The organism is Loktanella sp. D2R18 (assembly GCF_003318235.1).
In the GTDB taxonomy this organism is placed as follows: domain Bacteria; phylum Pseudomonadota; class Alphaproteobacteria; order Rhodobacterales; family Rhodobacteraceae; genus Yoonia.
Map to the genome: position 1 here is coordinate 314,220 of NZ_QOCG01000011.1, position 25,611 is coordinate 339,830.

24 protein-coding genes and 2 pseudogenes are annotated in these 25,611 nt (G+C 55.1%); 7 read left to right on the forward strand and 19 right to left on the reverse strand.

What is annotated here, in order from left to right; translation table 11 throughout:
* Positions 1 to 47: 47 nt before the first annotated feature.
* Both DS901_RS08245 and DS901_RS08250 read right to left on the reverse strand, forming a co-directional pair.
* A pseudogene (locus DS901_RS08245) lies at positions 48 to 1,241 on the reverse strand (IS91 family transposase).
* A gap of 130 nt (positions 1,242 to 1,371) precedes the next feature.
* A pseudogene (locus tag DS901_RS08250) lies at positions 1,372 to 1,746 on the reverse strand (site-specific integrase); the annotation flags it as partial.
* Positions 1,747 to 2,082: 336 nt separating this feature from the next.
* Here DS901_RS08250 and purB point away from each other — a divergent pair.
* The gene (gene purB / locus DS901_RS08255) at positions 2,083 to 3,390 is read left to right on the forward strand and encodes an adenylosuccinate lyase (RefSeq protein ID WP_113776441.1); all 1,308 of its coding nucleotides are present in this window, start codon (positions 2,083 to 2,085) and stop codon (positions 3,388 to 3,390) included.
* Between the two features lie 48 nt (positions 3,391 to 3,438).
* Here the strand turns inward: purB and DS901_RS08260 are convergent, their stop codons facing one another.
* On the reverse strand, positions 3,439 to 4,110 hold the full coding sequence (locus DS901_RS08260; RefSeq protein ID WP_113776442.1) for an acyl-homoserine-lactone synthase: 672 nt from the start codon (positions 4,108 to 4,110) through the stop codon (positions 3,439 to 3,441).
* Positions 4,111 to 4,236: 126 nt separating this feature from the next.
* The gene (locus tag DS901_RS08265) at positions 4,237 to 4,845 is read right to left on the reverse strand and encodes a helix-turn-helix transcriptional regulator (protein WP_113776443.1); all 609 of its coding nucleotides are present in this window, start codon (positions 4,843 to 4,845) and stop codon (positions 4,237 to 4,239) included.
* Between the two features lie 137 nt (positions 4,846 to 4,982).
* Here DS901_RS08265 and DS901_RS08270 point away from each other — a divergent pair, with 137 nt between their 5' ends.
* The 3 genes from DS901_RS08270 to DS901_RS08280 all read left to right on the forward strand — a co-directional run bounded on the left by DS901_RS08270 (position 4,983) and on the right by DS901_RS08280 (position 7,525).
* A complete protein-coding gene (locus DS901_RS08270) occupies positions 4,983 to 5,471 on the forward strand; it encodes an autoinducer binding domain-containing protein (protein ID WP_258546679.1) in 489 nt (162 codons plus the stop codon).
* Between the two features lie 47 nt (positions 5,472 to 5,518).
* Positions 5,519 to 6,568, forward strand: coding sequence for a FliG C-terminal domain-containing protein (locus DS901_RS08275; protein ID WP_113776444.1), 1,050 nt, complete (start codon positions 5,519 to 5,521; stop codon positions 6,566 to 6,568).
* Positions 6,569 to 6,637: 69 nt separating this feature from the next.
* Positions 6,638 to 7,525 (forward strand): lysophospholipid acyltransferase family protein, encoded by an 888-nt coding sequence (locus tag DS901_RS08280; RefSeq protein ID WP_113776445.1) that lies wholly within the window; start codon positions 6,638 to 6,640, stop codon positions 7,523 to 7,525.
* Here the strand turns inward: DS901_RS08280 and DS901_RS08285 are convergent.
* Positions 7,522 to 8,214 (reverse strand): DUF1223 domain-containing protein, encoded by a 693-nt coding sequence (locus DS901_RS08285; RefSeq protein WP_113776446.1) that lies wholly within the window; start codon positions 8,212 to 8,214, stop codon positions 7,522 to 7,524. The two genes, DS901_RS08280 and DS901_RS08285, sit on opposite strands and share 4 nt — an antisense overlap.
* A gap of 228 nt (positions 8,215 to 8,442) precedes the next feature.
* On the opposite strand from DS901_RS08285, the gene acnA reads away from it, so the two are divergent.
* The gene (gene acnA, locus DS901_RS08290; RefSeq protein WP_113776447.1) at positions 8,443 to 11,220 is read left to right on the forward strand and encodes an aconitate hydratase AcnA; all 2,778 of its coding nucleotides are present in this window, start codon (positions 8,443 to 8,445) and stop codon (positions 11,218 to 11,220) included.
* 161 nt (positions 11,221 to 11,381) lie between these two features.
* Entirely contained in the window at positions 11,382 to 12,044 is a 663-nt protein-coding gene (locus DS901_RS08295; RefSeq protein ID WP_113776448.1) for a MarC family protein, read from the forward strand.
* Here the strand turns inward: DS901_RS08295 and DS901_RS08300 are convergent, their stop codons facing one another.
* Genes DS901_RS08300 through yajC form a run of 9 tightly spaced genes read right to left on the reverse strand, consistent with a single transcriptional unit; the run spans position 12,045 to position 18,028 of the window.
* Entirely contained in the window at positions 12,045 to 12,581 is a 537-nt protein-coding gene (locus DS901_RS08300) for a DsbE family thiol:disulfide interchange protein (protein ID WP_113776449.1), read from the reverse strand.
* A complete protein-coding gene (ccmD, locus tag DS901_RS08305) occupies positions 12,574 to 12,717 on the reverse strand; it encodes a heme exporter protein CcmD (protein ID WP_113776450.1) in 144 nt (47 codons plus the stop codon). Before ccmD ends, DS901_RS08300 begins: the two co-directional genes overlap by 8 nt.
* The gene (locus DS901_RS08310; protein ID WP_113776451.1) at positions 12,710 to 13,438 is read right to left on the reverse strand and encodes a heme ABC transporter permease; all 729 of its coding nucleotides are present in this window, start codon (positions 13,436 to 13,438) and stop codon (positions 12,710 to 12,712) included. The genes ccmD and DS901_RS08310 overlap by 8 nt, the downstream gene beginning before the upstream one ends.
* 31 nt (positions 13,439 to 13,469) lie before the next feature.
* Entirely contained in the window at positions 13,470 to 14,126 is a 657-nt protein-coding gene (gene ccmB / locus DS901_RS08315; protein WP_113776452.1) for a heme exporter protein CcmB, read from the reverse strand.
* Entirely contained in the window at positions 14,123 to 14,737 is a 615-nt protein-coding gene (gene ccmA / locus DS901_RS08320) for a heme ABC exporter ATP-binding protein CcmA (RefSeq protein ID WP_113776453.1), read from the reverse strand. Before ccmA ends, ccmB begins: the two co-directional genes overlap by 4 nt.
* Positions 14,737 to 15,090 (reverse strand): Mth938-like domain-containing protein, encoded by a 354-nt coding sequence (locus tag DS901_RS08325; RefSeq protein ID WP_113776454.1) that lies wholly within the window; start codon positions 15,088 to 15,090, stop codon positions 14,737 to 14,739. The genes ccmA and DS901_RS08325 overlap by 1 nt, the downstream gene beginning before the upstream one ends.
* 9 nt (positions 15,091 to 15,099) lie before the next feature.
* The gene (gene secF / locus DS901_RS08330; RefSeq protein WP_113776455.1) at positions 15,100 to 16,068 is read right to left on the reverse strand and encodes a protein translocase subunit SecF; all 969 of its coding nucleotides are present in this window, start codon (positions 16,066 to 16,068) and stop codon (positions 15,100 to 15,102) included.
* A gap of 1 nt (position 16,069) precedes the next feature.
* Positions 16,070 to 17,731: a protein translocase subunit SecD gene (gene secD / locus DS901_RS08335; RefSeq protein WP_113776456.1), complete on the reverse strand. Its 1,662-nt coding sequence runs from the start codon at positions 17,729 to 17,731 to the stop codon at positions 16,070 to 16,072.
* Positions 17,732 to 17,749: 18 nt separating this feature from the next.
* Complete coding sequence (gene yajC, locus DS901_RS08340) at positions 17,750 to 18,028, reverse strand: preprotein translocase subunit YajC (protein ID WP_113776457.1); 279 nt, start codon at positions 18,026 to 18,028, stop codon at positions 17,750 to 17,752.
* 214 nt (positions 18,029 to 18,242) lie between these two features.
* Here yajC and serS point away from each other — a divergent pair, with 214 nt between their 5' ends.
* The gene (gene serS, locus DS901_RS08345) at positions 18,243 to 19,535 is read left to right on the forward strand and encodes a serine--tRNA ligase (protein WP_113776458.1); all 1,293 of its coding nucleotides are present in this window, start codon (positions 18,243 to 18,245) and stop codon (positions 19,533 to 19,535) included.
* Here the strand turns inward: serS and DS901_RS08350 are convergent.
* From DS901_RS08350 to DS901_RS08370, 5 genes are all read right to left on the reverse strand, one after another.
* On the reverse strand, positions 19,532 to 20,728 hold the full coding sequence (locus DS901_RS08350) for a DUF2235 domain-containing protein (protein WP_113776459.1): 1,197 nt from the start codon (positions 20,726 to 20,728) through the stop codon (positions 19,532 to 19,534). The two genes, serS and DS901_RS08350, sit on opposite strands and share 4 nt — an antisense overlap.
* A 73-nt stretch (positions 20,729 to 20,801) precedes the next feature.
* A complete protein-coding gene (der, locus tag DS901_RS08355) occupies positions 20,802 to 22,259 on the reverse strand; it encodes a ribosome biogenesis GTPase Der (protein WP_113776460.1) in 1,458 nt (485 codons plus the stop codon).
* 50 nt (positions 22,260 to 22,309) lie between these two features.
* Positions 22,310 to 23,602 carry a PQQ-like beta-propeller repeat protein gene (locus tag DS901_RS08360; RefSeq protein ID WP_113776461.1) on the reverse strand — a complete coding sequence of 431 codons (1,293 nt, stop codon included), beginning with the start codon at positions 23,600 to 23,602 and terminating at the stop codon, positions 22,310 to 22,312.
* A 23-nt stretch (positions 23,603 to 23,625) separates the two neighbouring features.
* Positions 23,626 to 24,282 carry a tetratricopeptide repeat protein gene (locus DS901_RS08365; RefSeq protein ID WP_113776549.1) on the reverse strand — a complete coding sequence of 219 codons (657 nt, stop codon included), beginning with the start codon at positions 24,280 to 24,282 and terminating at the stop codon, positions 23,626 to 23,628.
* A 107-nt stretch (positions 24,283 to 24,389) separates the two neighbouring features.
* Complete coding sequence (locus DS901_RS08370; protein ID WP_113776550.1) at positions 24,390 to 25,595, reverse strand: multidrug effflux MFS transporter; 1,206 nt, start codon at positions 25,593 to 25,595, stop codon at positions 24,390 to 24,392.
* Positions 25,596 to 25,611 lie beyond the last annotated feature (16 nt).

A 25,611-nucleotide genomic window follows, 5' to 3' on the forward strand; every position in this document is an offset into this window, starting at 1 on the left:
CGCGTTGCTGTTCAGGGTGTGGCCGTTGGATGGTGACGTGCGTCTCGTCATGCGGCGGCCTCTTGGGGTGGTGCGCGGGATTGCGGTTTCTGGCCGCGTCGGAAAGTCTCGATGATGCGCATTGCGCCGCCACAGTCTGGGCATGGTTCTCGCAATGTGAGTGGGACGGCTTCTGCGGCTGATGTGTCTTCTAGTTTTTTTGGGGGTGCGCCAAGCAACGTGAACACTTTTGCAATATTAACCTTGCGCTTTGAACTGGCCAACAGGCCCTAGTGGCGGATACGGTGGAAGCGATCGGGCAGCACATGGATCAGAAAGCGCCGGATGACCTCGGAGGTTGAGAGGCGCATAACGCTCTGTCTGTCGTCGGATTTGATGCGGTAATTTTTCCATTTGAACGCGACAGTGTTGGCATCGGCGTTGATCAGACGACTGTTTAAAATTGCCACGCGATGCGTATATCGGCTGAAATAGGCCAGCACTGCCTCGGGGCCACCGAAGGGTGGTTTGGCGTAGACCACCCAATCTATTTTACACAATGGGGCGAGATACGCGGCAAGAGCGTGAGCCTCTGACAGTCCAGTCAGATCACCGAAGAAGACCAGTTCGCCTGTGCGATGTAAGGCCAGCAGCCCTTCGATAAACAGGCGGCGGAACAATCGAGACAACACCCGCACCTGCAGAAAGAACCCCGGCTTGCAGGCGACCCAGCGGTTGCCACTTGGCGACAGGCCGCCACCCGGAATGATCATATGAATGTGCGGGTGATGGGTCAGTGCCGATCCCCAAGTGTGCAGTACAGATGTCATGCCAACCTTTGCACCGAGGCGCTTGGAATCAGCTGCAATTGTCATCACCGTTTGCGCAGACGCTTTGAACAGAAGGCCATAGACGGCCTTCTTGTTCCAGTAGGCGATGCGGGCGATCTCAGCGGGCAACGTGAAGACGACGTGGAAGTATTCCACCGGCAGCAGATCCTCTGCCCGCGCCGCCATCCAGTCGCGCGCAGCCGGACCCTGACATTTGGGGCCGTGGCGGTTCTTGCAGCTGTTGTACGCGATGTGGTGATGGTTGCACTTGGTACAGGCCGCTACATGCCCGCCGAGCGCCTCGGTTCGGCAGGCCTCAATGGAGGACATCCCTTTGAGCTGGCTGAGGCTGACATGTCCCCTATTGGCCCGCCGCCAAGCAGGGCCATGGGTGCGGAAGATGTCAGCGGTCTCCAGCTTGAACTTTGGCAACTGACCAGTACTTATCCCGGTCGGTGATGCAGGTTCTCGATGTTCAGCCTCTTCAGCGCTTCGAATGGGCTGGGCGTATCCCGGATCGTCTTGGTGGCGACATGGGTATAGCGCGCCGCCGTGCTCAACACTTCAGAACCGGGCCAGGGGCCGCAGCAAGAAGCTCCGAAACGTCCTCGATACTTAGCACCGTCGGCAACTTCCGTGGTTGCGTGCGGGACTGCATGTACTTCTTCATCTCTTCGCGCCCGCAGGTCTTCCCATACAGAAACCTGAACGCCATGATCCGCGCATTATATGTAGGCGGCGTGACCCCAGTATCGGTCATGTGCAGCTGATAGGCGCGCAGGTCGTCAGGCGTCGCCGTATCAGGTGATCGCTTCAAGAACCCGGCAAAATGCTTGATCGCCCGGATATGAGCCTTTTGCGCTTTATCGCCCATCCCATGAATGCGCATATCTGCGATCATCCGCTCACGCAGCGGAGTTGTCTTCTCATGTGTCATGGAAATCTCCTGTCCGTTGATTGAGAAGGCTCAATCGTCAGACAGGTGCGTCAGATATCAAAATGCACAGCGTTCACAGCAACGTGCCACGTTCAAAACAAACGCCATTGCCGCGGTAGCAGCTTCGTCCAAATCCCGCTAAGTGGTCATCCACTCAAAAATTCCTGAAAGTCGGGATTGCATCAGCATCGTTTGTCGCGCCTCAGTCGTCAGTGCAAAAATTCTGCACGATCATGTCATGGATCTAGGTCGATACACACTGCCCCTTGAGCCTTGGTCCCCTGCCCCTTATGACGCAGGGGAATATAGCTGCTCACCCCAAGAAAGGTGCCACCCATGATTCCACGCTATTCCCGCCCAGAAATGACCGCCATCTGGGAGCCCGCTGCCAAATTCAAAATCTGGTACGAGATCGAAGCCTATGCCTGCGACGCCCAAGCTGCGATCGGCGTGATTCCTGCTGAAAGCGCCGCTGCCGTTTGGAAAGCCAAGGACGTGGAATTTGATGTGGCCCGCATCGACGAAATCGAAGCTGTAACCAAACACGACGTTATCGCGTTCCTGACGCATCTGGCCGAACATATCGGATCAACCGAAGCCCGTTTTGTGCATCAGGGTATGACATCTTCCGATGTTCTTGACACAACATTCAACGTACAGCTTGTGCGCGCCGCCGACCTGCTTTTGTCTGGCATGGACCGTGTTCTTGCTGCGCTGAAAACTCGCGCGATTGAGCACAAGGAAACCATCCGCATTGGACGCAGCCACGGTATCCACGCAGAACCGACAACAATGGGGCTGACTTTTGCCCGGTTTTACGCGGAAATGGACCGGGGCCGCGCGCGTCTGGTTGCCGCACGCGCGGAAATCGCAACGGGTGCTATTTCTGGCGCTGTTGGCACATTCGCCAATATTGACCCATCCGTTGAAGAACATGTTTGCGCAAAACTTGGCCTATCCCCAGAGCCGATCAGCACACAAGTCATTCCACGTGACCGCCACGCGATGTTCTTTGCCACGCTGGGTGTGATCGCATCCTCTATTGAGAACATCGCCACTGAAGTCCGCCACATGCAGCGCACCGAAGTTCTTGAGGCCGAAGAGTTTTTCTCAAAAGGCCAAAAGGGATCTTCTGCGATGCCGCACAAACGCAACCCTGTTCTGACTGAAAACCTGACAGGGCTTGCACGTTTGGTGCGCATGTCAGTTGTTCCTGCAATGGAAAACGTGACGCTTTGGCACGAACGCGATATCAGCCACTCGTCCGTAGAGCGCGCGATTGGCCCTGACACAACCGTCACATTGGATTTCGCCCTGCACCGTTTGGCAGGCGTCATCGAAAAGCTGGTGATCTACCCTGACAACATGTTGGCCAACATGAACAAATTCCGTGGCCTCGTGATGTCACAGCGCGTCCTTCTTGCACTGACCCAAGCCGGAGTCAGCCGCGAAGACGCCTACAAGCTGGTGCAACGCAACGCGATGAAGGTTTGGGAGCAAGGCAAAGACTTCCAAACCGAACTTTTGGGTGATGACGACGTGCTTGCTGCGCTATCCGCCGAAGAAATCAAAGAAAAATTCGACCTCGGCTATCACACCAAACACGTTGAGACGATCTTTAAGCGGGTCTTTGGCGACAGCTAAGCCTATGCGGTCGGTAAGGAAATCGTCCTTTCCGACCGCAACAAGTGTCTAACTCACAGATGGCGCATGAACCGCAGCTAACGGCGCACCGCTTGCCGCCTTGGCTGAGTGTGCAACAGCGGCTGCTTTTGGCCGGCGTGGTTTTGCGGGCATGCTCATCGCGACATAACGGCGTTCATCGTGGCAATTCACATACGAGTCACCAATCAGCTCCACATCGTAACCAAGTTGACGTAGCGTTCTGGAAAATACCGGCGGGCACAGCGCGATAATCTCGGTCCCACCGTGCGCTTTTGTCTGTTCTACGACGCCATCCAACACCAACCCCAAGCATTCTGCCCGCTCGGCTTGGGTTGTGACCTCATCGGAAATGACCACGCGCGTCGCTTCCCAAACATCGGGCGTCACAGTTGAGATGTCGATAATATCTTCTGGAATACCAATCAATTTGCCCGCAACTGCATCGCCCAACATATAGGTATGTGAACCCCATTGAGCCGTCGTTGACATCGCTCGCATCCCGCCGATGACTTTGCCGTCACGCAAAACCAGAGAATAGTGCGCATTTGGGTTGTCATATTGATCCATCTCGACGGTGTCATCGTGTGGAATCTGCCAGCCAAGCTGGTCTACGAAGAATTGCTTACGCAGAGCAAGAAATTCATAAAAAGCGGTGCCGTGTAGGTGAAGCTGTGCGAAACTGAACGAAATATTTTCCATGGTGTTTTCTCTCTACCGATAAGCGATCTGGTCGCCAAATTACATCTGCTAATTGTCACGAAGGCCGTGCCTAGTACAAATTAGCGTCAAATTTTATATAAGTAAGAAAAAAATAAACGGCCCGGTTCAGATCAGGCCGTACTGGTTCGCGAGCGCCGCAGCTTGGGTGCCCGTTTTCGCTCCTAATTTTAGCTTTGCGTTCTTAAGACGTTGCTTCACAGCGCCTTCACTAACACTCAACTCAAAGGCGATCTCCTTGAGCCGTTTTCCGTCCTTGACCATCCCTAACGCTTCAAGCTCTGCACGGGTTAAATTGGTTGGCGGGGCGGTCTCGCCATGCCGTCTTACAAGCAAAGCCTTGAGCAGTTTGACTTCAAGGTCACTATATTCGCGATCCCCACGCGTGAATGAAGCAAAAGAACGCTGGGCATCAATATTCCCATCAAACACTGACACAGTAACCCCAAAGCGCATCCCAAATGTCTTCGCTTGTGCAATCACACGTTTAGGATCATCAAGTGGTAGTTCGCTCCAGCGGCACATCCCGGTATTGCTGAATGCCCACCTAACCGCCGGATCAAAAAGCATAAACCTTTGGGTTGTGTAGTGATGCACCCAACCGGCAGGAAATGCATTCACTTCCTCCATCGGAAAAGCAAAGCCGATCCGAAGTGCAATATAATACCCGGAAGGAGCAAGCTGCTCGATTTCCTCCGGCCCCATCAACGTCGACATTCTATTTCCCCGAGCCTCAAATTTTTTTAAGGTCTTGTTGCTGAACCACTGTTATCTGTAGAATGCGGAAAACGCGGTGCTTCGATTAGTAGTATTGCTATATTATCGCCCTTGGCAACCGGAAAGCGAGTTTAGACATGTCGCAAACACAAAACAAAATTGGCGAAATTTTGGAACAACTCGGTGAACTTGCGCCGGCTGGCTATGCGCTTGGTTTCCACATCGCATACACGACACCTAAATTTATGTTCCAATCATATCCTAAAGCTTGGCTGGACTATTATTCGCAAAATGGGCTGGTGATGTCCGACCCGATGGTTGCTTGGGGATTCGAACACATAGGGACATGTCGTTGGTCTGAACTTGATGACCCAGCAGACGTCCTACAAAAGGCGACTGAATTTGGAATGCCATATGGCATTGTTTGTACAACAAAGTCCGGCGACAGCCTCAGTATTTGCGGTTTTGCACGCGCGGATCGCGAATTTTCCAACACTGAAATTCAAGATATATCCGGCAAAATTGAATCTTTGCACAAATGGACCGCAGACAAGGCGCATTTGTCACCTGAGACCATTCAGGAACTTAAGAACATGTCAATTTCATTCACCCATCCGGGATCTTAAATAGAAGTTATAACCTTTCATTTACCCCCATCCTATAGGCTGTGGGGATGAGCATGCAGTTTGACACCCCGGCCGCATCGGCATTATCTCGCCGACGCAAAGCGGCAATGATCGTTCAAATGATGATCAGCGACGGCGGCAACCTTTCGTTGTCTCAGTTACCCGAATCACTTCAAGAAGTTTTGACGAATGAATTGGGCGCAATAAAACTGGTTGATCGGGATACCGTTGCGGATGTTGCGGCTGAATTCACCGCACAGCTTGACGCCATAGGTCTGTCGGCCCCAGGTTCGCGCGATGGGGCCATTGCAGCCCTATCTGATCACCTAAGCCCCTCTTTGGCGGAACGGTTGCGCGCCCAAATGGAGAGCGTGCGCAACGGTGATCATTGGCCTACAGTCGCCGATCTTTCAATTGAACGGCTGGTGGATATCATGACCCGTGAAAGCATCGAAATTTGCGCCGTCGCCCTATCAAAATTACAGGTTGGCAAAGCGGCAGAGGTTCTGACACAAACGCCAGGTGAACGGGCACGCCGGATCACTTATGCAATGTCCCTGACATCTGAAATCTCGCCGGATGCCGTCCGCCGTATTGGGGCATCACTGGCCCAAGACTATGGGCAACCTACCAAATCCGCGTTTGAAAAACCCCCGGTGCAACGATTGGGCGCGATCTTGAATTCGACCATCACAGACACACGCGAAGATGTGCTGACCTCACTGGGCGAAACGGACCCTGATTTTGCGAGCAATGTCCGCAAAGCTATCTTTACATTCAAAGACATCGCGCCACGCGTCAAACCCACCGATATCCCCGGCTGCATTCGCGCTGTCGATGCAGAGGTGCTGACGCGCGCTATTGCGGCTGGTCTCGCGGGGGAACCGCAAATCGTGGCTTCGGCCGAATTCATCCTAGGCAGCGTGTCGCAACGTATGGCCGGACAAATGCGCGAAGACGCCGAAGAGATGGGGCGCATCAAAAAAGCTGACGCAGAGGCGGCGATGTCAGCCATCACCACGGCGATCCGCGAAATGGCGGAAAGCGGTGTCATCACATTGATTGACCCGGATGAGGATGACGACGAGGATGATTAGCGCGTGGACAGGCCCTAGGGATTAGCCCTATTCTTGCCCGATGATTCCTCACGCGTTTATAGGCCGCAAATGACTCGGCGCAAATCCTCCCAAGGCACCAATGTCGATTGGGTCGCAGACCGTGTTCTGCGAGGGTTGATCGGCACGTTGCTCCGACTGCCCTATGAAACACGGGTGCCTGCGATGGGGGGCGCGCTAAGCGGTGCAATCGCCCCGCTCGCGGGCTACCGCAAGCGGGCTGAAGCCAACCTTGCGATGATTTACCCTCAGATGTCAGTCAGCCGGCGCCAAGAGCTTGCGCGGGGTTGCTGCGATAACTTTGGGCGCACATTGATCGAAAACTATGCGTGGCAAGAGTTTTCTGAGCGTTTAGCAGGGACCAAACCCACTGGTGCAGGCCTCTCCGCTGTTAAAAAGGCTGCGTCCGATCAGCGCCCAGTGATGTTTGTCACCGCCCATTACGGCAATCACGAAGCCCCGCGTCAGGTACTGACCAACATGGGTTACACGATTGGCGGGCTCTACCGTCCGATGCTGAACCCCTATTTTAACTCCCATTACGCGAAAACCATGACCTCATGGGGCGGGCCCGTTTTCGAACAAGGGCGGCGCGGCACGATGGGGTTTGCGCGGCACCTGAAATCCGGCGGAATGGGAACTTTGCTGTTTGACGTTTCAGCCAAAGGGATCAGCCTGCCGTTTCTGGGGCACCCCGCACATACGGCCACCTCGGCCGCTGACATTGCGCTGCGTATGAATGCGGTCGTTATCCCTTATTTCGGTATTCGCCAACCCGACGGGCTGTCCTTCGCGGTTGAAGTCGAAGCCCCGATCACCCCTGCAAGCCCCGAACAAATGATGACGGAAATGACCGCACGGCTAGAGGCTCAGATCGCGCGAGATCCGGCACAATGGTTTTGGGTGCATCGGCGTTGGAAAGCCCGGGGAAAGTCCTAGCGCAGCTGCGCTGCACCCACGATCGGCCCATACCCGGCCCGCTGAACCAAGACCGCAACAGGATCATCGCCCGGTGCAGCAGCCCGAATGGTCATCACACCTGCCCCGTCCCATTCCGCGACCTGATCAAAATCCGTCACGATATTGGAATAGGTCAATTGTTTACCGGCATTTTCGCCCCTGCGGATATCGACACTTGCCTGCGGCGTATATCGTACGATTTCAAAGACATAATCGCCCGACTGACTAGCCGTCGCGGAAATTTCGATATAATCTTCGGACCGCGTGAGCGTCACAGAAACCGGATACTCTTGCTGGTTATGCGCTTGTATAAGATCCATCACCTGCATCGGCCGCGACCCAATCACATGATCGACGCCTCCAATAATCATCTGTGGCGTATAGACTGACGCCGCATGCGCTGCACGCGCATAGGCATGTTGGCGGGCAGTGTATTCGGGGTTAGCAAAACTATCAGCCCAGCCAATGTAATCCCAGTAATCAACATGCAACGCCAATGCGATGACATCATCGCGTTGTGCCAAATCATGTAGGATCGCGTCCGCCGGCGGGCAAGACGAGCACCCTTGCGAGGTATACAGTTCAACCACGACTGGATCGGCGTGCCCAACACCTGGTGCAGCAAACAGGAACCCACAAACTGCAAAGCCCGATAAAATTCTAAACATTTCACATCCCGATACAAGTTACCTATCGGTTTAGCCCGGCCCCGCTGTAATAACCAATCAATGAATTGCGAACAGTTTGTTATGTATGTTTCAACTGCAACAGCCGGGAATACGCAAATTTGTATACAACAGTATACGTAATGTAAAAACATCCTCTTGATCACACGCGCACCATGACGCAAGTTCATCGTGTAGCCTTGCACAGCAACCGCCATGAAAGGGATAGCCATGACGATCACAGTCGGCGCCGATACAGCCAAAACCCGTAAAACCCTAACCGTCGGGGATCAATCCGTCGCTTATTACTCAATTCCCGCGGCACAAGCCGCGGGCTTAGGCGATTTTTCGAAACTTCCAGCGGCGTTGAAAGTCGTGCTCGAAAACCTGCTACGTTTTGAAGACGGTGGGTTTTCTGTATCCGTCGATGACATCAAAGCGTTTTCTGAATGGGCCGACAATGGCGGGAAAAACCCGCGTGAAATCGCCTACCGCCCTGCCCGTGTCCTGATGCAAGATTTCACGGGCGTGCCCGCTGTTGTTGATCTTGCAGCGATGCGCGATGGGATTGTGGCACTTGGGGGTGACGCCCAGCAGATTAACCCACTCAACCCCGTTGATTTGGTTATCGATCACTCTGTGATGATTGATGAATTTGGCACCCCACGTGCGTTCCAAATGAATGTCGACCGCGAATATGAACGCAATATGGAACGCTACCAGTTCCTCAAATGGGGCCAAAGCGCATTCAGCAATTTCCGCGTGGTGCCGCCGGGTACAGGGATCTGTCACCAGGTGAACCTTGAATACCTGGCCCAAACCGTTTGGACAGACAAAGACCAAAACGGAGTCGAAGTCGCCTATCCCGATACGCTTGTCGGGACAGATTCGCACACTACAATGGTCAACGGTTTAGCCGTTCTAGGTTGGGGCGTTGGCGGGATCGAAGCCGAGGCCGCCATGCTCGGCCAGCCGATATCAATGCTGATCCCAGAAGTCGTCGGATTTGAGCTGACAGGAGAAATGGTCGAAGGCACCACAGGCACCGATCTGGTCCTTAAGGTCGTCGAAATGCTGCGTGAACTGGGCGTCGTTGGCAAATTTGTGGAATTCTACGGCGCAGGTCTGGACGCGTTGCCGCTGGCCGACCGGGCGACCATCGCCAACATGGCACCGGAATATGGCGCGACCTGCGGGTTCTTCCCCATCGATGGCGAAACACTGCGCTATCTGCGCAATACCGGCCGCGACGAAGATCGGATCGCATTGGTCGAAGCCTACGCCAAAGAAAATGGTTTCTGGCGCGATGAAAACTATGCACCGATTTATACCGATACGCTAACCTTGGACATGGGCAGCATCGTCCCTGCGATTTCAGGACCGAAGCGCCCGCAGGATTACATCGCGCTTGATGTGGCGGGTAAGGAATTTGGCAAATACGTCAAAGGCATCCGCGAAGGCAAAGAAGCGAGCACCAGTGCCGAAATCCGTTGGGAAGGTGAAGGTGGACAGCCCGAACCATGCGACATCCCTGGTGATGAAGGCCATCATCAACGCGGCTATGTGATGACCGATGACGGCCATTATCAACTGCATGACGGGTCCATCGTGATTGCCTCGATCACCTCCTGCACCAACACATCCAACCCTTACGTGATGATCGGCGCCGGTTTGGTAGCCCGTAAGGCACGCGAACTGGGGCTGAATCGCAAACCATGGGTCAAAACATCGCTCGCCCCCGGGTCTCAGGTGGTGTCCGAATATCTTGAAGCGGCTGGTCTGCAAGAAGACCTTGACGCAATCGGTTTCAACCTTGTTGGGTATGGCTGCACGACCTGCATCGGCAATTCCGGTCCACTGGAAGCGCCGATCAGCAAAGCAATCAATGACTATGACCTGATCGCCACGTCTGTCCTGTCGGGCAACCGGAACTTTGAAGGCCGGATCAGCCCCGATGTGCGCGCCAACTACCTTGCCTCTCCACCGCTTGTGGTGGCCTATGCACTGGTTGGTGACATGAATGTGGATCTGGCCAAGGACGTGATCGGTCAGGATAAAAGCGGCAATGATGTCTATCTCAAAGACATCTGGCCATCCTCAGCCGAGATCAACGAACTGGTCGAAAAAACAGTCACCCGCGAGGCCTTTATCAGCAAATACGCGGAAGTCTTCAAAGGCGACGATAAATGGCAGGCCGTTGAAACGACCGGGTCTGAAACCTACGATTGGCCCGCTGCATCAACCTATGTGCAAAACCCGCCCTATTTCCAAGGCATGTCCAAAGACGCAGGCAAAATCGCCGATGTTGAAAACGCCAAAGTGCTTGCGGTACTGGGTGATATGGTCACGACTGACCACATCAGCCCAGCCGGATCGTTCAAAGACACGTCGCCTGCGGGGCAATATTTGATCGACCACCAGGTGCCTGTGCGCGAATTCAACTCTTACGGCTCGCGACGTGGCAATCACGAGGTCATGATGCGCGGCACATTCGCCAATATTCGCATAAAAAACGAAATGCTCGACGGCGTTGAAGGCGGCTACACCAAAGGGCCCGACGGCGCGCAAACCTCAATCTTTGAAGCCGCAATGGCGCATCAGGCGGCTGGCACCCCGCTCGTCATCTTTGGGGGTGAACAATATGGTGCAGGGTCATCACGCGACTGGGCAGCAAAAGGTACATCGCTACTCGGCGTGAAGGCTGTGATTTGCGAAAGCTTTGAGCGTATCCACCGGTCAAACCTTGTGGGCATGGGCGTCGTACCTTTTGAATTCACTGGCGGAGACACCCGCAAAACACTGGGCCTGACCGGCGAAGAAACCGTCACCATCAAGGGCCTTGATACAGTCAAACCGTTGCAAGAATTGACCGCCAATATCACGATGGCCGATGGTTCAACCAAAGACATCACCGTCAAATGCCGGATCGATACGGCGGTCGAGATTGAATATGTCGAAAACGGTGGCGTGCTGCACTATGTACTACGCAATTTGGCAAAGGTATCTTGAAGCCTCAGCAAGAAAATTAACCATAAGGCCCGCGCAACTTGCGCGGGCCTTATCGAGCAAAATCCGCACCGAAACTTAAACGGTTTGTGCGGACCTAGCGCGTTGATCATTTTGCAGAATTTCGGTAGACTAGGTTTGTCATTTCTCAAAATTTTAGGATTATCGTGGACTGGGCCAACCTTCTTCGTGAATTTGTAACATTGTTCGTCGTCATCGACCCGGTGGGTTCAATTCCTGTGTTCCTCTTTGCGGTAGCAACTGTACCGGCGCGTCTGCACCGTCGCTATGCGCTTCGGGCGGTGTTCATTGCGACGCTCGTCTTGTTAACGTTCTTAGTTGCCGGACAATACGTCTTAGAGACCTTAGGCTTGCGCTTTGGATCATTCCAAATTGCGGGTGGGATCATCCTATTCCTCTTTGCGCTTTCAATGATTTTCGGGAGTTCGAAACCAGAGACCGAAATCGAAGAAGCGGGCAAAGATCATCTCGCTGGCGCAGTTTTTCCGCTTGCAATGCCTTCTATTGCATCGCCTGGCGCGATGCTGGCTGTCGTTGTTCTGACGGACAATCATGAACAAGCGTTGACCGAGCAAGCCATTACGGCAGGCCTACTGATCATAGTTATGTTTTTCACCTTTGTATTGCTGTTGGCTGCAACCTACGTGCACCGCGTCATAGGCAACACAGGCGCCAGTGTGATTAGTCGGGTAATGGGGATGATATTAGCAACAATCGCAGTCGATTCAGTTATTGGCGGGATGGAGGCGCTTGCCCTCATCGACCTTCCCGCTGCGCAATCCACAGATGGGCTACTGAACGAATAATTACTCTACCGCCTCCATCAACGCGGGCAAAAACCGTTGCTCATAATCCGATCCAACCAGTGGTCCGACGTAGCGGAACAAAACCGTACCATCCCCATCGACGATGAAGGTTTCGGGTGGTGCGGTGACGCCCCAGTCAATCGCCACCCTCCCCCGCAGGTCGAACCCAGTAGCGAAAAACGGGTCTTCGTAATCGGTCAGATATGTCGACGCGTGATCCTGTTGGTCGCGGAAATTGATGCCTGCAACACGGTAGCCTTCTTCGGCCAATTCCAGTAATTTCGGGTGCTCTGCACGGCACGGCGGGCACCAGCTGGCCCAGAAATTCACGATTGTGATCTCACCAGCCCGCAGGTCCGCATCGGTGAGTTGCGTGGTGCCTGATACGGCCTCCAATGGGACAGCAGGCGCTTGCTGCCCGATGAAGGTCGACGGCAAATCGTCAGACTTTCCCTGAATCATGCTGACCGCGAACATACCCGCGAGCCCCGCAAATATGACCGGCGGTAAAATCACAAGCGACGATATTTTAGCCATTGTTTTCAATCCGTTCCAGTGCCGCGCGCATACGCACAGACCGTCGCCAGCTAAGCACGATCAGCACAGCCAGCAACCCAAGGCTCACCCCGTAAGCGGCGAGAACTTCAACAGCATATTTTCCTAAATCAGGCACGGCGGGCCCTCGCTTCTAGGGCCCGGATGCGTCGGGCGCGGATTTCGGTACGGGTACGCATCAGCACAAGGCCAACGAACAAAAGCACAAACCCCACGATACAGATCACCAGCGGTTGCCAGAACACATCAGACACGTGTTCTTCGGCATCCAGTGAAAGAGACGCGCCTTGGTGCAACCCTTGGTTCCAGAAATTCACCGCATAACGCGACAGAATGGCAAAGACCGATCCCACCATACACAGCACAGAGGTCAAATCGGCAGCTGTATCCGGATCCTCGATCGCTTCCCACATGGCGATATAGCCAAGGTAGAACAGGAACAGGATCAAAAATGACGTCAACCGCGGGTCCCAAGCCCAATAGGTGCCCCACATCGGTTGCCCCCAGATCGCGCCGGTCAGCAGTCCGATCAATGTCATCGTCAGACCAATTGGCGCAGCGGCGCGCGCGGCAAGTGCGGAAACGTGATGGCGTCGTACGACCCAAATCAGCGAGGCAGCAAGCATCATGAACCAAGTGCCTGTTGCCATCGTCGCAGCCGGCACATGCAGGTAGATGATTTTGACTGTTGATCCTTGCCGGAAATCGTCAGGCGTAAAGAAGAACCCCCAAATCAGCCCAACCGTGAGACACAGTGCAGCCGCCCCAAAAACATAGGGAAGAACGGGTGCGGTCCAGCCCATAAATTTCTTCGGATTTGCATATTCCCAAAACGACATACTATTTACCTACCCTGCCCCATGCGCGCCTTCAACGCAGATTCATGCGTAATGTGGCCGCAGTCGCAAATGGCAGCAACGCAAAGCATCCAGCGGTGATCGTGCCCAGCAAGATCAGCGCGCCTGTCGCGTCCAGCCCGTCAGCCCCACGCCGCACAGCCTCTGCCCCGAATATCAACGTAGGCACATATAATGGCAAGACAAGCAGCGACAAAAGCAAACCACCACGCCGCAGCCCCACCGTAAGCGCCGCACCAAAGGTGCCGATCATCGACAGCGCGGGAGTCCCCAAAAGGAGCGAAAGCAGAAGATAGCTGTAAGCCTCTGGCGCCAGCGACAACAAGAACCCAAGCGCAGGTGCCACGATCGTCAACGGCAACCCGGTTGTGATCCAATGCGCGAGCGCCTTCATCAACGCCGCCCCTTCAAGCGGTAGTGGTGAGGTCGCCAAGAGACCGAGCGATCCATCCTCAAAGTCGAGCGCGAATATCCGGTCGAGCGACAAAAGCGCCGCGAGCAGTGACGCGATCCACAATATCCCCGGCGCGATCCGTGTCAGCAAGTCCACCTGCGGCCCGACCCCAAACGGGACCAGAATGATAACAATCAGAAAAAACGCGAGCCCCAGCCCAAATCCGCCGCCCGCGCGTACCGCTAGCCGCAAGTCGCGCAGCAGCAGGGCAATCACAAGAATGCCTCGTCAGCGCCACCGCCGATATTCAGGTCAGCCTTGAACGGGGTCAAATCAAGTTCGGGCGCATCAATCCCCAGATCGATATGTGTGGCGATCACTGCGATTCCGCCGCCCGCCAGATGGGTATCTTGCAGCCATTTCGCGAAAAGCTTGACGGAAAACCCATCCAGCGACACGGTGGGTTCGTCCAAAAACAATATTTTGCGCCCAATCACGCCTAGCCGCGCCAGCCCAAGACGCCGCTTTTGCCCGGCGGACAATGTGCCTGCGATACGGTCTTGCAAATCGGCCAGATCGAAGGCCTCCCAGATCGTATCAGGCACGGGATTGCCATAGATATCAGCCCAGAATTTTAGGTTTTCGGTCACGCTGAGCGCGGTTTTGATCCCATCGGCATGGCTTGCATAGGCAAGATCATCCACGTCTGCGTCAACATCGCCTCCTAAGGCGGGTTGCAACCCTGCGAGCGTGCGCAGCAATGTCGTCTTGCCGATCCCATTGGGGCCGCGCAAGATCAGCGCCTTGCTTGCGGTAACATCAAAGCTCACTTCGCTGAGCACCGGAATCCCGCCGCGCGCGCAAGTCACATCTGTGACGCGCAACATCAAACTGGGATCAGGGCGACAGCGACGCGGCGCCCTTCGGACAAAAGCACATTGTAGGTGCGGCAAGCGGCGGGTGACGCCATGGCCTCTACCCCGATCCCAGCGTCTTCAAGTGCGCTGCGAAAATCGGTTGGCAGATGGGCAATCTCGGCCCCTGTGCCGACAAAGAGCACATCCAATGTATCAGCCTGCGCAATCAATGTGGCGGTGTCGTCATAGCCGCCCCAAGGCTGAACACCCGTTGCAAAGGCGGCAATTGGCCCATCAAACCGGGTGCCCCCAATACGAAAGAAACCAGCGCCATAGCCGTCGACCGGGGCCGCGTTATCATAGCTGATTTCATTTAGGCGCATGGGCGATCCTTAGTTATCGATATGGGCGTAACGAGTGCCCGCGCTTGGGTCTTTCTTAGACCAATCGCGTTTGACGCCCAAGATCAGCAAGACTGTCGAAGCCACAAAGATCGATGAATAGGTCCCGATCACAACGCCCCAGATCATCGCAAAGACAAAGCCGCGGATCACATCGCCGCCCAGCACATAAAGCGATACTAGCGCCAGCAACGTCGTGACCGATGTCATCAAGGTCCGCGAAAGCGTTTCGTTGATCGACAGGTTCAGCACCTCTTTGAGGTCCTTTTGTTTATATTTGCGCAGGTTTTCACGCACCCGGTCAAACACAATCACAGTATCATTGATCGAATAGCCGACAATCGTCAGCAACGCCGCGATAATGGCCAAATCAAATTTAATCTGCAATTCCGAAAAAATCCCGATGGTTAGTAACACATCATGCGTCAATGCCAGCACGGCGCCGACGGCAAATTGCCATTCAAATCGCATCCAAATATACAACAGGATCGCACCAATCGCCAAGGATACGGCCAAAATCGCGGTGTTGATCAATTCACCCGACACTTTGGGGCCTACGGATTCGATGGATTGAAATGTGAGCGTTGGCTCAAGCGTCGTTAACGCGATTTCAATCGCTTCAACGGTTTCCGTCGCGATGCGTTCGTCGCCTTCTTGGGCTTGAATGCGGACCATCGCGACGTGTTGATTGTCGTCAAAACTTGGGTCGTTGACCTCTGCAATTGACACGTCTCCTAGCCCCAGCGGTTCAAGCGCAGACCGGTAGGCGGCGACGTCAACGGATACTTCGGATTGGGTGCGGATGCTTGTCCCACCTTGGAAATCAATCCCAAAGGCCAGCCCTTGGATCAGGAATGACCCCAAGGCAACGACCATCATGACCAACGAGATACCCAGCCAAATCCGGGCCTTGCTAAAGAAATCGATGTTGATGTTTTCGCGAACGAGTTTCAGGCGCATGTTAAACCTCGATTGTCTTAGGACGGGCACGCGCGAAGTAAATCGCGATCAGCGAGCGGGTCACAAAAATGGCCGTAAAGACCGATGTCAAAATGCCAAAGCCAAGCGTCACAGCAAAGCCAGACACCGGACCAGAGCCGAAGACGAACAAGATCACGGCAGTCATGAACGTGGTAATGTTCGCGTCAACGATGGATGACAACGCTTTTTCATAGCCCAGTTCAACCGCGCGTGCGGCCCCTTTGGCCGATTTTAGTTCTTCGCGTATCCGTTCAAAGATGATCACATTGGCATCCACGGCCATCCCGATGGTCAGCACGATCCCTGCAATCCCCGGCAGGGTCAGCGTGGCCCCAATGATCGACAGCAAACCGAAAATCAGCCCAACGTTGATAATCAACGCGATATTGGCGAAGACACCGAACAGACCATAGCTCAGCACCATAAACACAAGGATCGCGATGCCGGCAACGATACAGGCAATTTTACCGGCATCAATACTGTCTTGGCCCAACTCGGGGCCAACTGTACGCTCTTCAAGCACAGTTAAATCCGCAGGCAAGGCCCCCGCACGCAGCAAAATCGCAAGGTTCGTGGCCTCTTCAACCGAGAAACTGCCCGAAATAATCCCAGAGCCACCCGGAATATGGCTGTTGATACGCGGCGCAGAAATCACTTCGCCATCCAGCACAATCGCGAAAAGCGATCCGATGTTTTCCAGCGTGTAATCCCCAAAATCGCGGGCTGCTGATGTGTTAAACCGAAACGCCACCGCAGGTGATCCGTTTTGGTCAAAATCAAGCTGCGCATTTTCAAGATCTTCGCCAGTAACAACCGAACGCTTTTCAAGGATATAGAATACCCCGTCATTTTCAGCATCTGGTGCAAGAATATTGCCCGTCCCCGGCGATTGTCCCGGATCAGTCGTGCTGCCCAGAACAGCGTTAAACGTCAACTGTGCGGTGGTGCCAATCAGATCAATCACCTCTTGCGCAGACCCGACACCCGGCACTTGGATCAGTACGCGGTCGCTGCCTTGGCGTTGAATAGTGGGTTCGCGTGTACCAGATTCGTCAATCCGGCGACGTACGATCTCAAGCGTTTGCGCCATCGTGCGATCATTCATCGCAGCGATTTCTGCTTCGCTCAGCTTCACCGTCAGCACAGGACCAGTGATAGACACATCCAAGTTGCTGCCAGCAGCCCCCGTCAGCGATGTGACAGGCTGGCCCAAGCCACGGACGATTTCAAGTGCGCGTGCAGCGCCCGCTTCTTGCGAAATACGCACGCGCAATTCATCAGCGGGGCTATCATCACGGGTCACAAAACCGATGGTATCGCGTTCGGCGGCCAACGCATCACGTACGTTTGGCCAGAACCCTTCGAGGTAAGTGGCTTGCACGTCGGCAAGCTGCACTTCGACCAGCAAATGCGCCCCGCCGCGCAGATCAAGCCCTAGGTTCACAAGGCCAGAAGGCAAGAAACGCGGCCACTGTGCTGCATCAGCGGCAAGCGCGTCATTGGACAGCCCACCTTCGATGATCGCAACCGCGTCATTATGTGTTTCAACCCGCGTGTAAAACGCATTTGGCATTGCAAACAGCAAGCCTAGCACCACAGTGCCCCAAATCAGGAACTGTTTGGTAAAGGAAAAATTCAGCATGACGCGGCCCTTCGGCGTTTAGGATTTCGCCGGTTCGGTTTTGTTCAAAACAGTTGCGATCGTAGAGGTCACAATGCGCACGTTCACGCCCGCCGCAATTTCGACTTCAACTTCGTTGTCGTCTTTGACCTTCACAATTTTGCCCTTGACGCCGCCTTGGGTCACGATCTGGTCTCCACGACGCAACGCATCAAGCATAGCTTGGTGTTCTTTCATCTTGCGTTGCTGCGGACGGATTAGCAGAAAATACATGATCCCAAAGATCAGCGTGAGCATTAACAGGTCGGCAGGTCTCATATCGTAATCCTTTAATTCGCAGGGGCCATAGGGCCCTAAAGTCGCGGCACGTTACTGGCGAGATAAGCAATTAGCAACCAGATGCAAGGCTATATCAGACGCGATACCGTGATTTGAAAGCTTATCAAGCGGCCGCCGACAATTACGGGTTCACTTGCCGCGCGCGATGATGCATATCACGCGCACGCTAAACACCCAATAAAGGACCGATGCTATGCATGATATCCGCGCCATCCGTGACAACCCCGCTGCTTTTGACGCAGCTCTGTCTCGTCGTGGGATGTCACCTGCGTCGTCCGATATTTTGGCAATCGATGAGGCCCGCCGCGCCAAAATTTTGGCTGCCGAGACGGCCCAAGCCGAAGCCAATAAAGCCGCCAAAGAAGTGGGTGCTGCCAAAGGCCGCGGAGACGAGGATGAATTCCAGCGTCTGCGCGCACTCGTCGGCGAAAAGAAAGCCGAAATCGCCGCCCTCAACGACGAAGCCAAAGCCCAAGATGTTGCCCTCACTGATCTGCTAATGGCGATCCCGAACCTGCCCGACCCGTCAATTCCCGACGGCGCAGACGAAGAAGATAACGTCGAGATCAACCGCGCAGGCAGCCCGCGTAATTTTGCCTTCACCCCCGTTGAACATTACGACATCCCCGGTATTCGCCCCGGCATGGATTTCGAAACGGCAGCCAAACTATCCGGCAGCCGCTTTGTGTTGCTATCAGGTGCGGTCGCACGTTTACACCGCGCATTGGCGCAATTCATGCTCGACACACATGTTGACGAACACGGGCTGACCGAAACCATCACCCCCGTGCTCGTGCGCGAAGAAATGATGTATGGCACCGGGCAATTGCCGAAATTCGGCGATGACAGCTATCAAACCACCAACGGCTGGTGGTTGATCCCAACGGCAGAGGTCACGCTGACCAACATCGTGAATGGGTTGACGGTCGATGAATCCTACCTGCCCCGCCGCTATGTCGCGCACACACAGTGTTTCCGATCAGAAGCAGGGTCGGCAGGCCGTGATACATCAGGCATGTTGCGCCAGCACCAGTTCGAAAAAGTCGAAATGGTCAGCGTGACCAAGCCCGAAGACAGCGCCGCAGAACACGACGCGATGACAAAACGCGCCGAGGCGATTTTGGACAAGCTGGGCATCCCCTACCGCACAGTTGTGCTTTGCACCGGTGATCTGGGCGCGGGCATGCGCAAAACCCATGATATTGAGGTTTGGCTGCCTGGCCAAAACGCCTACCGCGAGATCGCGTCGGTTTCGGTCGCAGGCGATTACCAAGCCCGCCGGATGAACGCACGGTTCAAACCGACTGCGGGCGGCAAACCCGAATATCTGCATACGCTGAACGGGTCAGGCCTAGCCGTCGGGCGTTGCCTGATCGCCGTGGTCGAAAACGGCCAGCAAGAAGACGGGTCAGTTGATCTGCCGGCCGTGCTGCACCCTTACCTGCGCGGCAAAACAAAAATCACAGCCGACGGCCAACTGGCCTAATCAGGTGGGAGAAGATCATCTTTGGTGATCTGCTCTTGCAGATGTTGCATGACCTTTTCAAGCGTCTTGGGTTGATAATCCTTGTCACAAGCGATGCGATCGCGGGCCACCTTGCTGATATCCGCTATGCGGTCAGGCCCAATGCGGTCCTTTTTTGTAAGCATCATTAAACGGGTCACTATGTTCAGCTTGCTTTTATTCACTAAATGCTCGCGAATATTCTGCCCCTCGCGCACCTCTTGCAAAACACGCTGATCCATCTCGAGCCCGACGCGTTCGGCGCCTTGGGCGACCCAATCGCATGAAAATGACGACAGCCCCACGCGGTCGCCGCCACCGCCAACCGATCCGTGATCGCCTGGAAACCATTCTTGGCGATACGCCCAGTTGTCGCGCGTTTGCGGGTCTAACGCCGCATCACTTTCCAATCCAAGTGCACGTAAATTCATTTCGTCCAATTTCTCGGACCATAATGCCGGCGGGAAGGTTTTACGGTGTTCATCAATCGAAACCGCGTGACGCGCCGAAGCTACCATGCTGCTCAGGTGTTGGTCATGAAATTCATGGCGCTTGTTGAATAGCTTTGCTGACATCCAATGCCCGGGAACCCCCAAAGCTCCGACCGTATCCCAAACGCCCAGATAATTCACAGCAAGCTTGACACACAGGCCCGGCCGGGTCTTCAGCCGCCATTGCCATTCCATTTCGCTTGTGGCGGTAAAAGGAGAAAATTCGGAGCGAAACAAGAAGCTTTCTGGATCATCTGGGTGCGTATTCTTGTCGCGCGACCGATAGCGGGCCATTGCCTCTCCCAGCCGGTGAACATGTTTACGGGGCGGAATACCGCAAGAACGGATCAGCCCGGCCAGAGAGCGTGCGGTATAAGCCCCGCGCGAAAACCCAAAGATAAAAATCTCGTCACCCGGTTCATACGAAAAAACCAATGCGCGGTAGGCATCTTCGATGTTTTCCACCAGCCCCATACCCATCGCGCCGCCCAGCTTGCGGTCCAAGAACCGTGCAACGGCATTCGATCCGCGCCCCGCGCCCACGCCAAGCACATAAAACACCTCTTGCTTAACGCCGTCATCAGCCGTGTGTTTGACCGCCTGAGCCAACTGCACAACATTTGTCGGGTGGGCCGCATCATGGCGGTTCCATGTCCCGTCACAAAAAATAGCAATGCGTTTCATGTCAAATCACCTCTTAAGAACGCGCCAATGGTGCGCACCCTTGGGATGAGAGACAAGTCAGAAAATCCCGACCTTAGCGGTCAGACCCACCCTTTTTAAGGTGCTTAGACAAGCGCGACGGTTGGGATGATTTTTTGTCCTTATAAGGATTTTTGTCGCCTTGATCACGCAGGAACAGCCGGATTGGCGTGCCGGGCATGTCAAAGTCGACACGCAACCCATTGACCAGATAGCGTTTATAGCTTTCGGGCATCATGTCGGGGTGCGATGTCATCACCACAAACGCAGGCGGCCGGGTTTTCACTTGGGTCATGTAGCGCATTTTAATGCGCTTGCCGCCCGGTGCGGGTGGCGGGTGCTGCTCAAGCATCCCCACAAGCCAACGGTTCAAGTTGGCGGTGCTGACACGGCGGTTCCAGACCTCATGCGCACGCATGATGGCTTGTTGTAATTTATCGACGCCCTTACCCGTTTTCGCAGATACGGTGACCAAGGGGGCGCCGCGCAGCTGTGGCAGCAGGCGCTCAAAGCTTTGCCGCAGCTCTTTAAGTTTCGTCTGCTTTTCGTCCTCAATATCCCACTTATTAACCGCGACCACCACGGCACGGCCTTCGCGTTCGGCCAAATCGGCAATCCGCAAATCTTGTTGCTCAAACGGGATTTCGACATCCAGCAAGACAACGACAACCTCGGCAAATTTAACGGCCCGCAAACCATCTGAGACCGACAATTTTTCAAGCTTTTCTTGCACCTTGGCCTTACGGCGCATGCCGGCGGTATCAAAAATCCGCATCGGCACGCCGCCCCAATCCTGCTGGACTGAAATCGCATCGCGGGTGATCCCGGCTTCGGGCCCGGTCAGTAACCGCTCTTCACCGATGATTTGGTTAATCAGGGTGGATTTACCCGCATTCGGGCGGCCAACCACGGCGATTTGCAGCGGTTTGGATTGCGTCGGAACACGTGGGGCGTCTTCGTCATCATCGCCCACTACGACGTCGATTTCAGGCGCGTCAGCGGCGGCACGTTCTTCGTGTTCATCAAAGATCGGGCGCAGCATATCCATCAGTTCGCCCATGCCTTCGCCATGTTCGGCAGACATACGGATCGGTTCACCAAGGCCCAGCGAATAAGCCTCTAGGATGGTTGCGTCAGCCGCTTTGCCTTCGCCCTTGTTAGCGGCAAGGATAACGTTGGCGTTTTTCTTGCGCAGAATTTCGGCAAAGACCATATCCGCAGGCAGCACCCCTGCCCGCGCGTCAATCATGAACAGGCAGACATCAGCCATTTCGACCGCGCGCTCCGTCAGGCGGCGCATCCGGCCCTGCAAGCTGTCATCTGTGGCTTCTTCAAGCCCGGCACTGTCCAGAACCGTGAACCGCAGATCTGCGATCCGGCCTTCGCCTTCGCGCAAATCACGCGTTACCCCCGGCTGGTCATCGACCAAAGCCAGCTTTTTGCCAACCAAACGGTTGAATAGCGTGGATTTGCCCACATTTGGACGGCCCACAATCGCGAGGGTAAAACTCATCTTTTCGGCTCCTGACGGATGTTGAGGCCCGCCGATACACCAATCAGAGGCTAACGGAAAGCATGCAATTTGCCATCTTTACTGACAACATAAAGCACCTGCCCTGCAACAACAGGCGCAGAGGCCGCGCCACCAGGCAATTCGACGGTTCCAATTAATGCCCCTGAGGCTGGATCAAACTGGCGGATAAGCCCGTCTGACGATGTCACAATCAGCCGCCCACCGGCCAAAATCGGGCCATAATGCGCAAAAACGCTGCGCTGGCGCGCGGTTTTACCAGTTGTAAAATTCGGCAAGTTCACGCGCCACACAGGATCTCCAGTGTTCGCGTCAAGCCGCACCAATTCATTCAGGTCGTTGACCAAGAAAACCGCATTGCCGACTGGCCAAACCGGGCTCAGCGCGCCTTCGGCCGCAGTCCAGATACGGCTACCGTCGCTCAGATCAAGCGCAACGATTCGTCCGCCAAAGTTGCCGACATAAACGCGGTCCCCCATTACGACAGGGTCACCAGCGATATCAGTGACCAGCGACGCAGCACTGCCCAAGCGATCACCTGAGACAACCGTGCTCCAACGTTGAATACCACCTTCAGGGTAGGTCGCGACGACTTCACCAGATGGGAACGGCAGGATTACTGTATCCCCTGCAACCGCTGGGGATGCCCCGCCATCGAAGTTGGCAATCGACGGCGTGCCGCTTTGTTGCCAACGGATGCGGCCGTCATTGACGTCAATTGCCCATGCTGTGCTATCGCGGCCAACAACATAGACCAAATCCCCGCGCAATGTTGCAGAGGCATTGACCGGCGCGTCAAGATCTTGGACCCAAACGACATCACCAGTCACCGCATCAAGCGATGTGATTTCACCAAAACCAGTTGTGGCATAGACGCGTCCGCCACCAACCATGACCGCCCCACCGGAGGCGTCGCGCACGCGGGCGCGGTCTGGCGTCAAATCTCGGGACCAAACCGGTCGGCCATCTACAGTGGTGGCCGTAACGGTTGCACGCGCATCAATAGTATAGACGATACCGCCTGCGACCACCGGCTCAGCGGTGATCCGTGCCCGGCGACTATCGCCTTCGCCGATAGAAACGGCGAACAGCTGAGTCAGGTTCGCCCCCAGCGCAGGATGGTTTATCTGATGCGACGGGCCACCATTACGGTCGCTCCAATCGGCATTCACCTGCGCTTGCGGCAAGCTCACGGGTTGCACGCTGTTTTCGAAAACAGGTGTGTTGCGCAGGGCAAAGCGTTCACCCGGCAGGATCACGTCTTTTTCACCACATGCGGACAACAGCGCTAGTGCGAGCCCCGCGCCGAGGAAAGATTTTGCCATCACGGTGCGTTCCAATCCGGGTACTATTGTGTCACAGGCTCGGGCAATGGTTCGCCCAAGGCAATCATCATATTTTGCACGCGTTCACGCAAGCCCTGCGTTGATGCTGCGTCTTCTTCGATCTGACGCAGCAACACCAGTGCGGCCTCTGTGTCTTGGGTCTCTAGATGCACATAGGCGATCTGTTCCATCGCAAGCAAATAATAGGGCTGACCGGGCTGTGACAGTGGCGTCAAAGCAGCGATCTTGGCGGCGCTGTCGTCATTGGGCAGCATCGCCGCCTTTAACGCCGCGAGGTCGCGATACATCTGCGGTGCCGTTTCATCGGCTGACAGCGCAGCAAATGCGCGCGCCGCTGCGTCAAAATCGCCAGCTTCCACCAGCGCGGATGCCGCAAGCATATTCGCGACAGCCGCGGCGCCAGCGTCAACGGGTGCAGCGGCTAGGTTAGTGGCGCGCGTTGCGGGGTCGGCCTCTACCAATGCATCATAAAGCGCGTCGCCTGCGGCTTGGGCGCGGGCATTTTCTTGGGCGAATTTATACTCGGACCATGCCGCACCCCCAACCAATGCCAAAACCAACGCAACAGCGATAGGCCCATATTTACGCATCTGCGCATATAGCTTGTCGCGTTTCACCTCATCGGTGACTTCGTCGATAAAACTGTCCGAGTTGCTCACCCTGGCCCCCATTTAACGCTGAATGTTTCGCATCCTTTGCGCGTTCATATCGCGAAGCTGCCCAGATGGACAAGTAAGAAGGCGCGCCCTGCGCCTTCTTATCCGATTTACACGCTGATTTTACCGTCGTTTTTCGGTGTCTCACGGCTCATCAGGCGAAATGTCCGCAAAGCCGTCGCCAATGCAAGTACAGAACAAAGCGCAATACCTGCGACCATTGGCACCGCTGTTCCGTCAAAGAACAGCCCTGTGACAACAACCATTAGCCCGCCCGTCACCATCTGCAATGTGCCCCCTAGGCTCGAGGCGAGGCCCGCAATTTCGCCGTGCGGGTCAAGTGCAACGACCATCGTGGTTGGCAGAATCAGCCCCAAACAAGCGTTGGCACAAAACAATCCCGCGATGACGACGTAAAGATTAGCAAAGCCTGCGAATCCGATCACCAGCAGTACAATCGAAAACCCCGCGAACCCAATGACCGCCCGGCGCATCACTGGTAGAATGCCGTATTTTTCACCCAAAGGGGCCGCCAATTGTGATGCAGCGAAAAAGCCAACCGCGTTCACCGCAAAGGCCAGGCTGAATCCTGTCGGGGTTAGCCCAAATTGATCAGTGTAAACAAAAGATGCGCTGGCGATGAACACCATAAAACTTGAAAAGCCAAAGCCGCCAATCAGTGTAAGCCCCATGAACACTGGATCGCACACCAATATTTTCGTCCCAGCCCATAGATTCGCGATATTCACGGGCACGCGGTGTTCCGATGCGAGTGTTTCGGGCAAAGCACCTCCCACCAAAACGAGGCTCAATATGGCAACCAGTGCCAGCACCCAAAATATGATTTGCCACCCGCCAAAGACGATCAGCCCTGACCCAACCAACGGCGCGAGCATCGGGGATACTGAAATCACCAACATGATCATCGCCATTAATCTGGTGGCTTGGGTGCCCGTGTGCATATCGCGCACAATCGCCCGCGGCACGACCATCAACACAGCCCCGCCCAAACCTTGCAACGCACGCGCGGCAATCAGCCAGCCAATGCTTGGGGCTAATGCACAGCCAATGGCCCCCAAAATGAATATCCCAACACCGACATAAAGCGGCCGCTTGCGCCCAACTTGGTCGGCCCAAGGCCCGTAGAAAAGCTGGGCCAGACCAAACGCCACGAAATACGATGTCAGCGTGAGCTGTACCGTCGTCACCTCAGCATCAAGCGCCAAAGCAATTGCAGGCAACGCGGGAAGATACATATCAATCGCAAATGGACCAACAGCAGATAGAAGCCCTAGGATTAGGGCGGCACGAAGCATCGACATAGGTAGACCT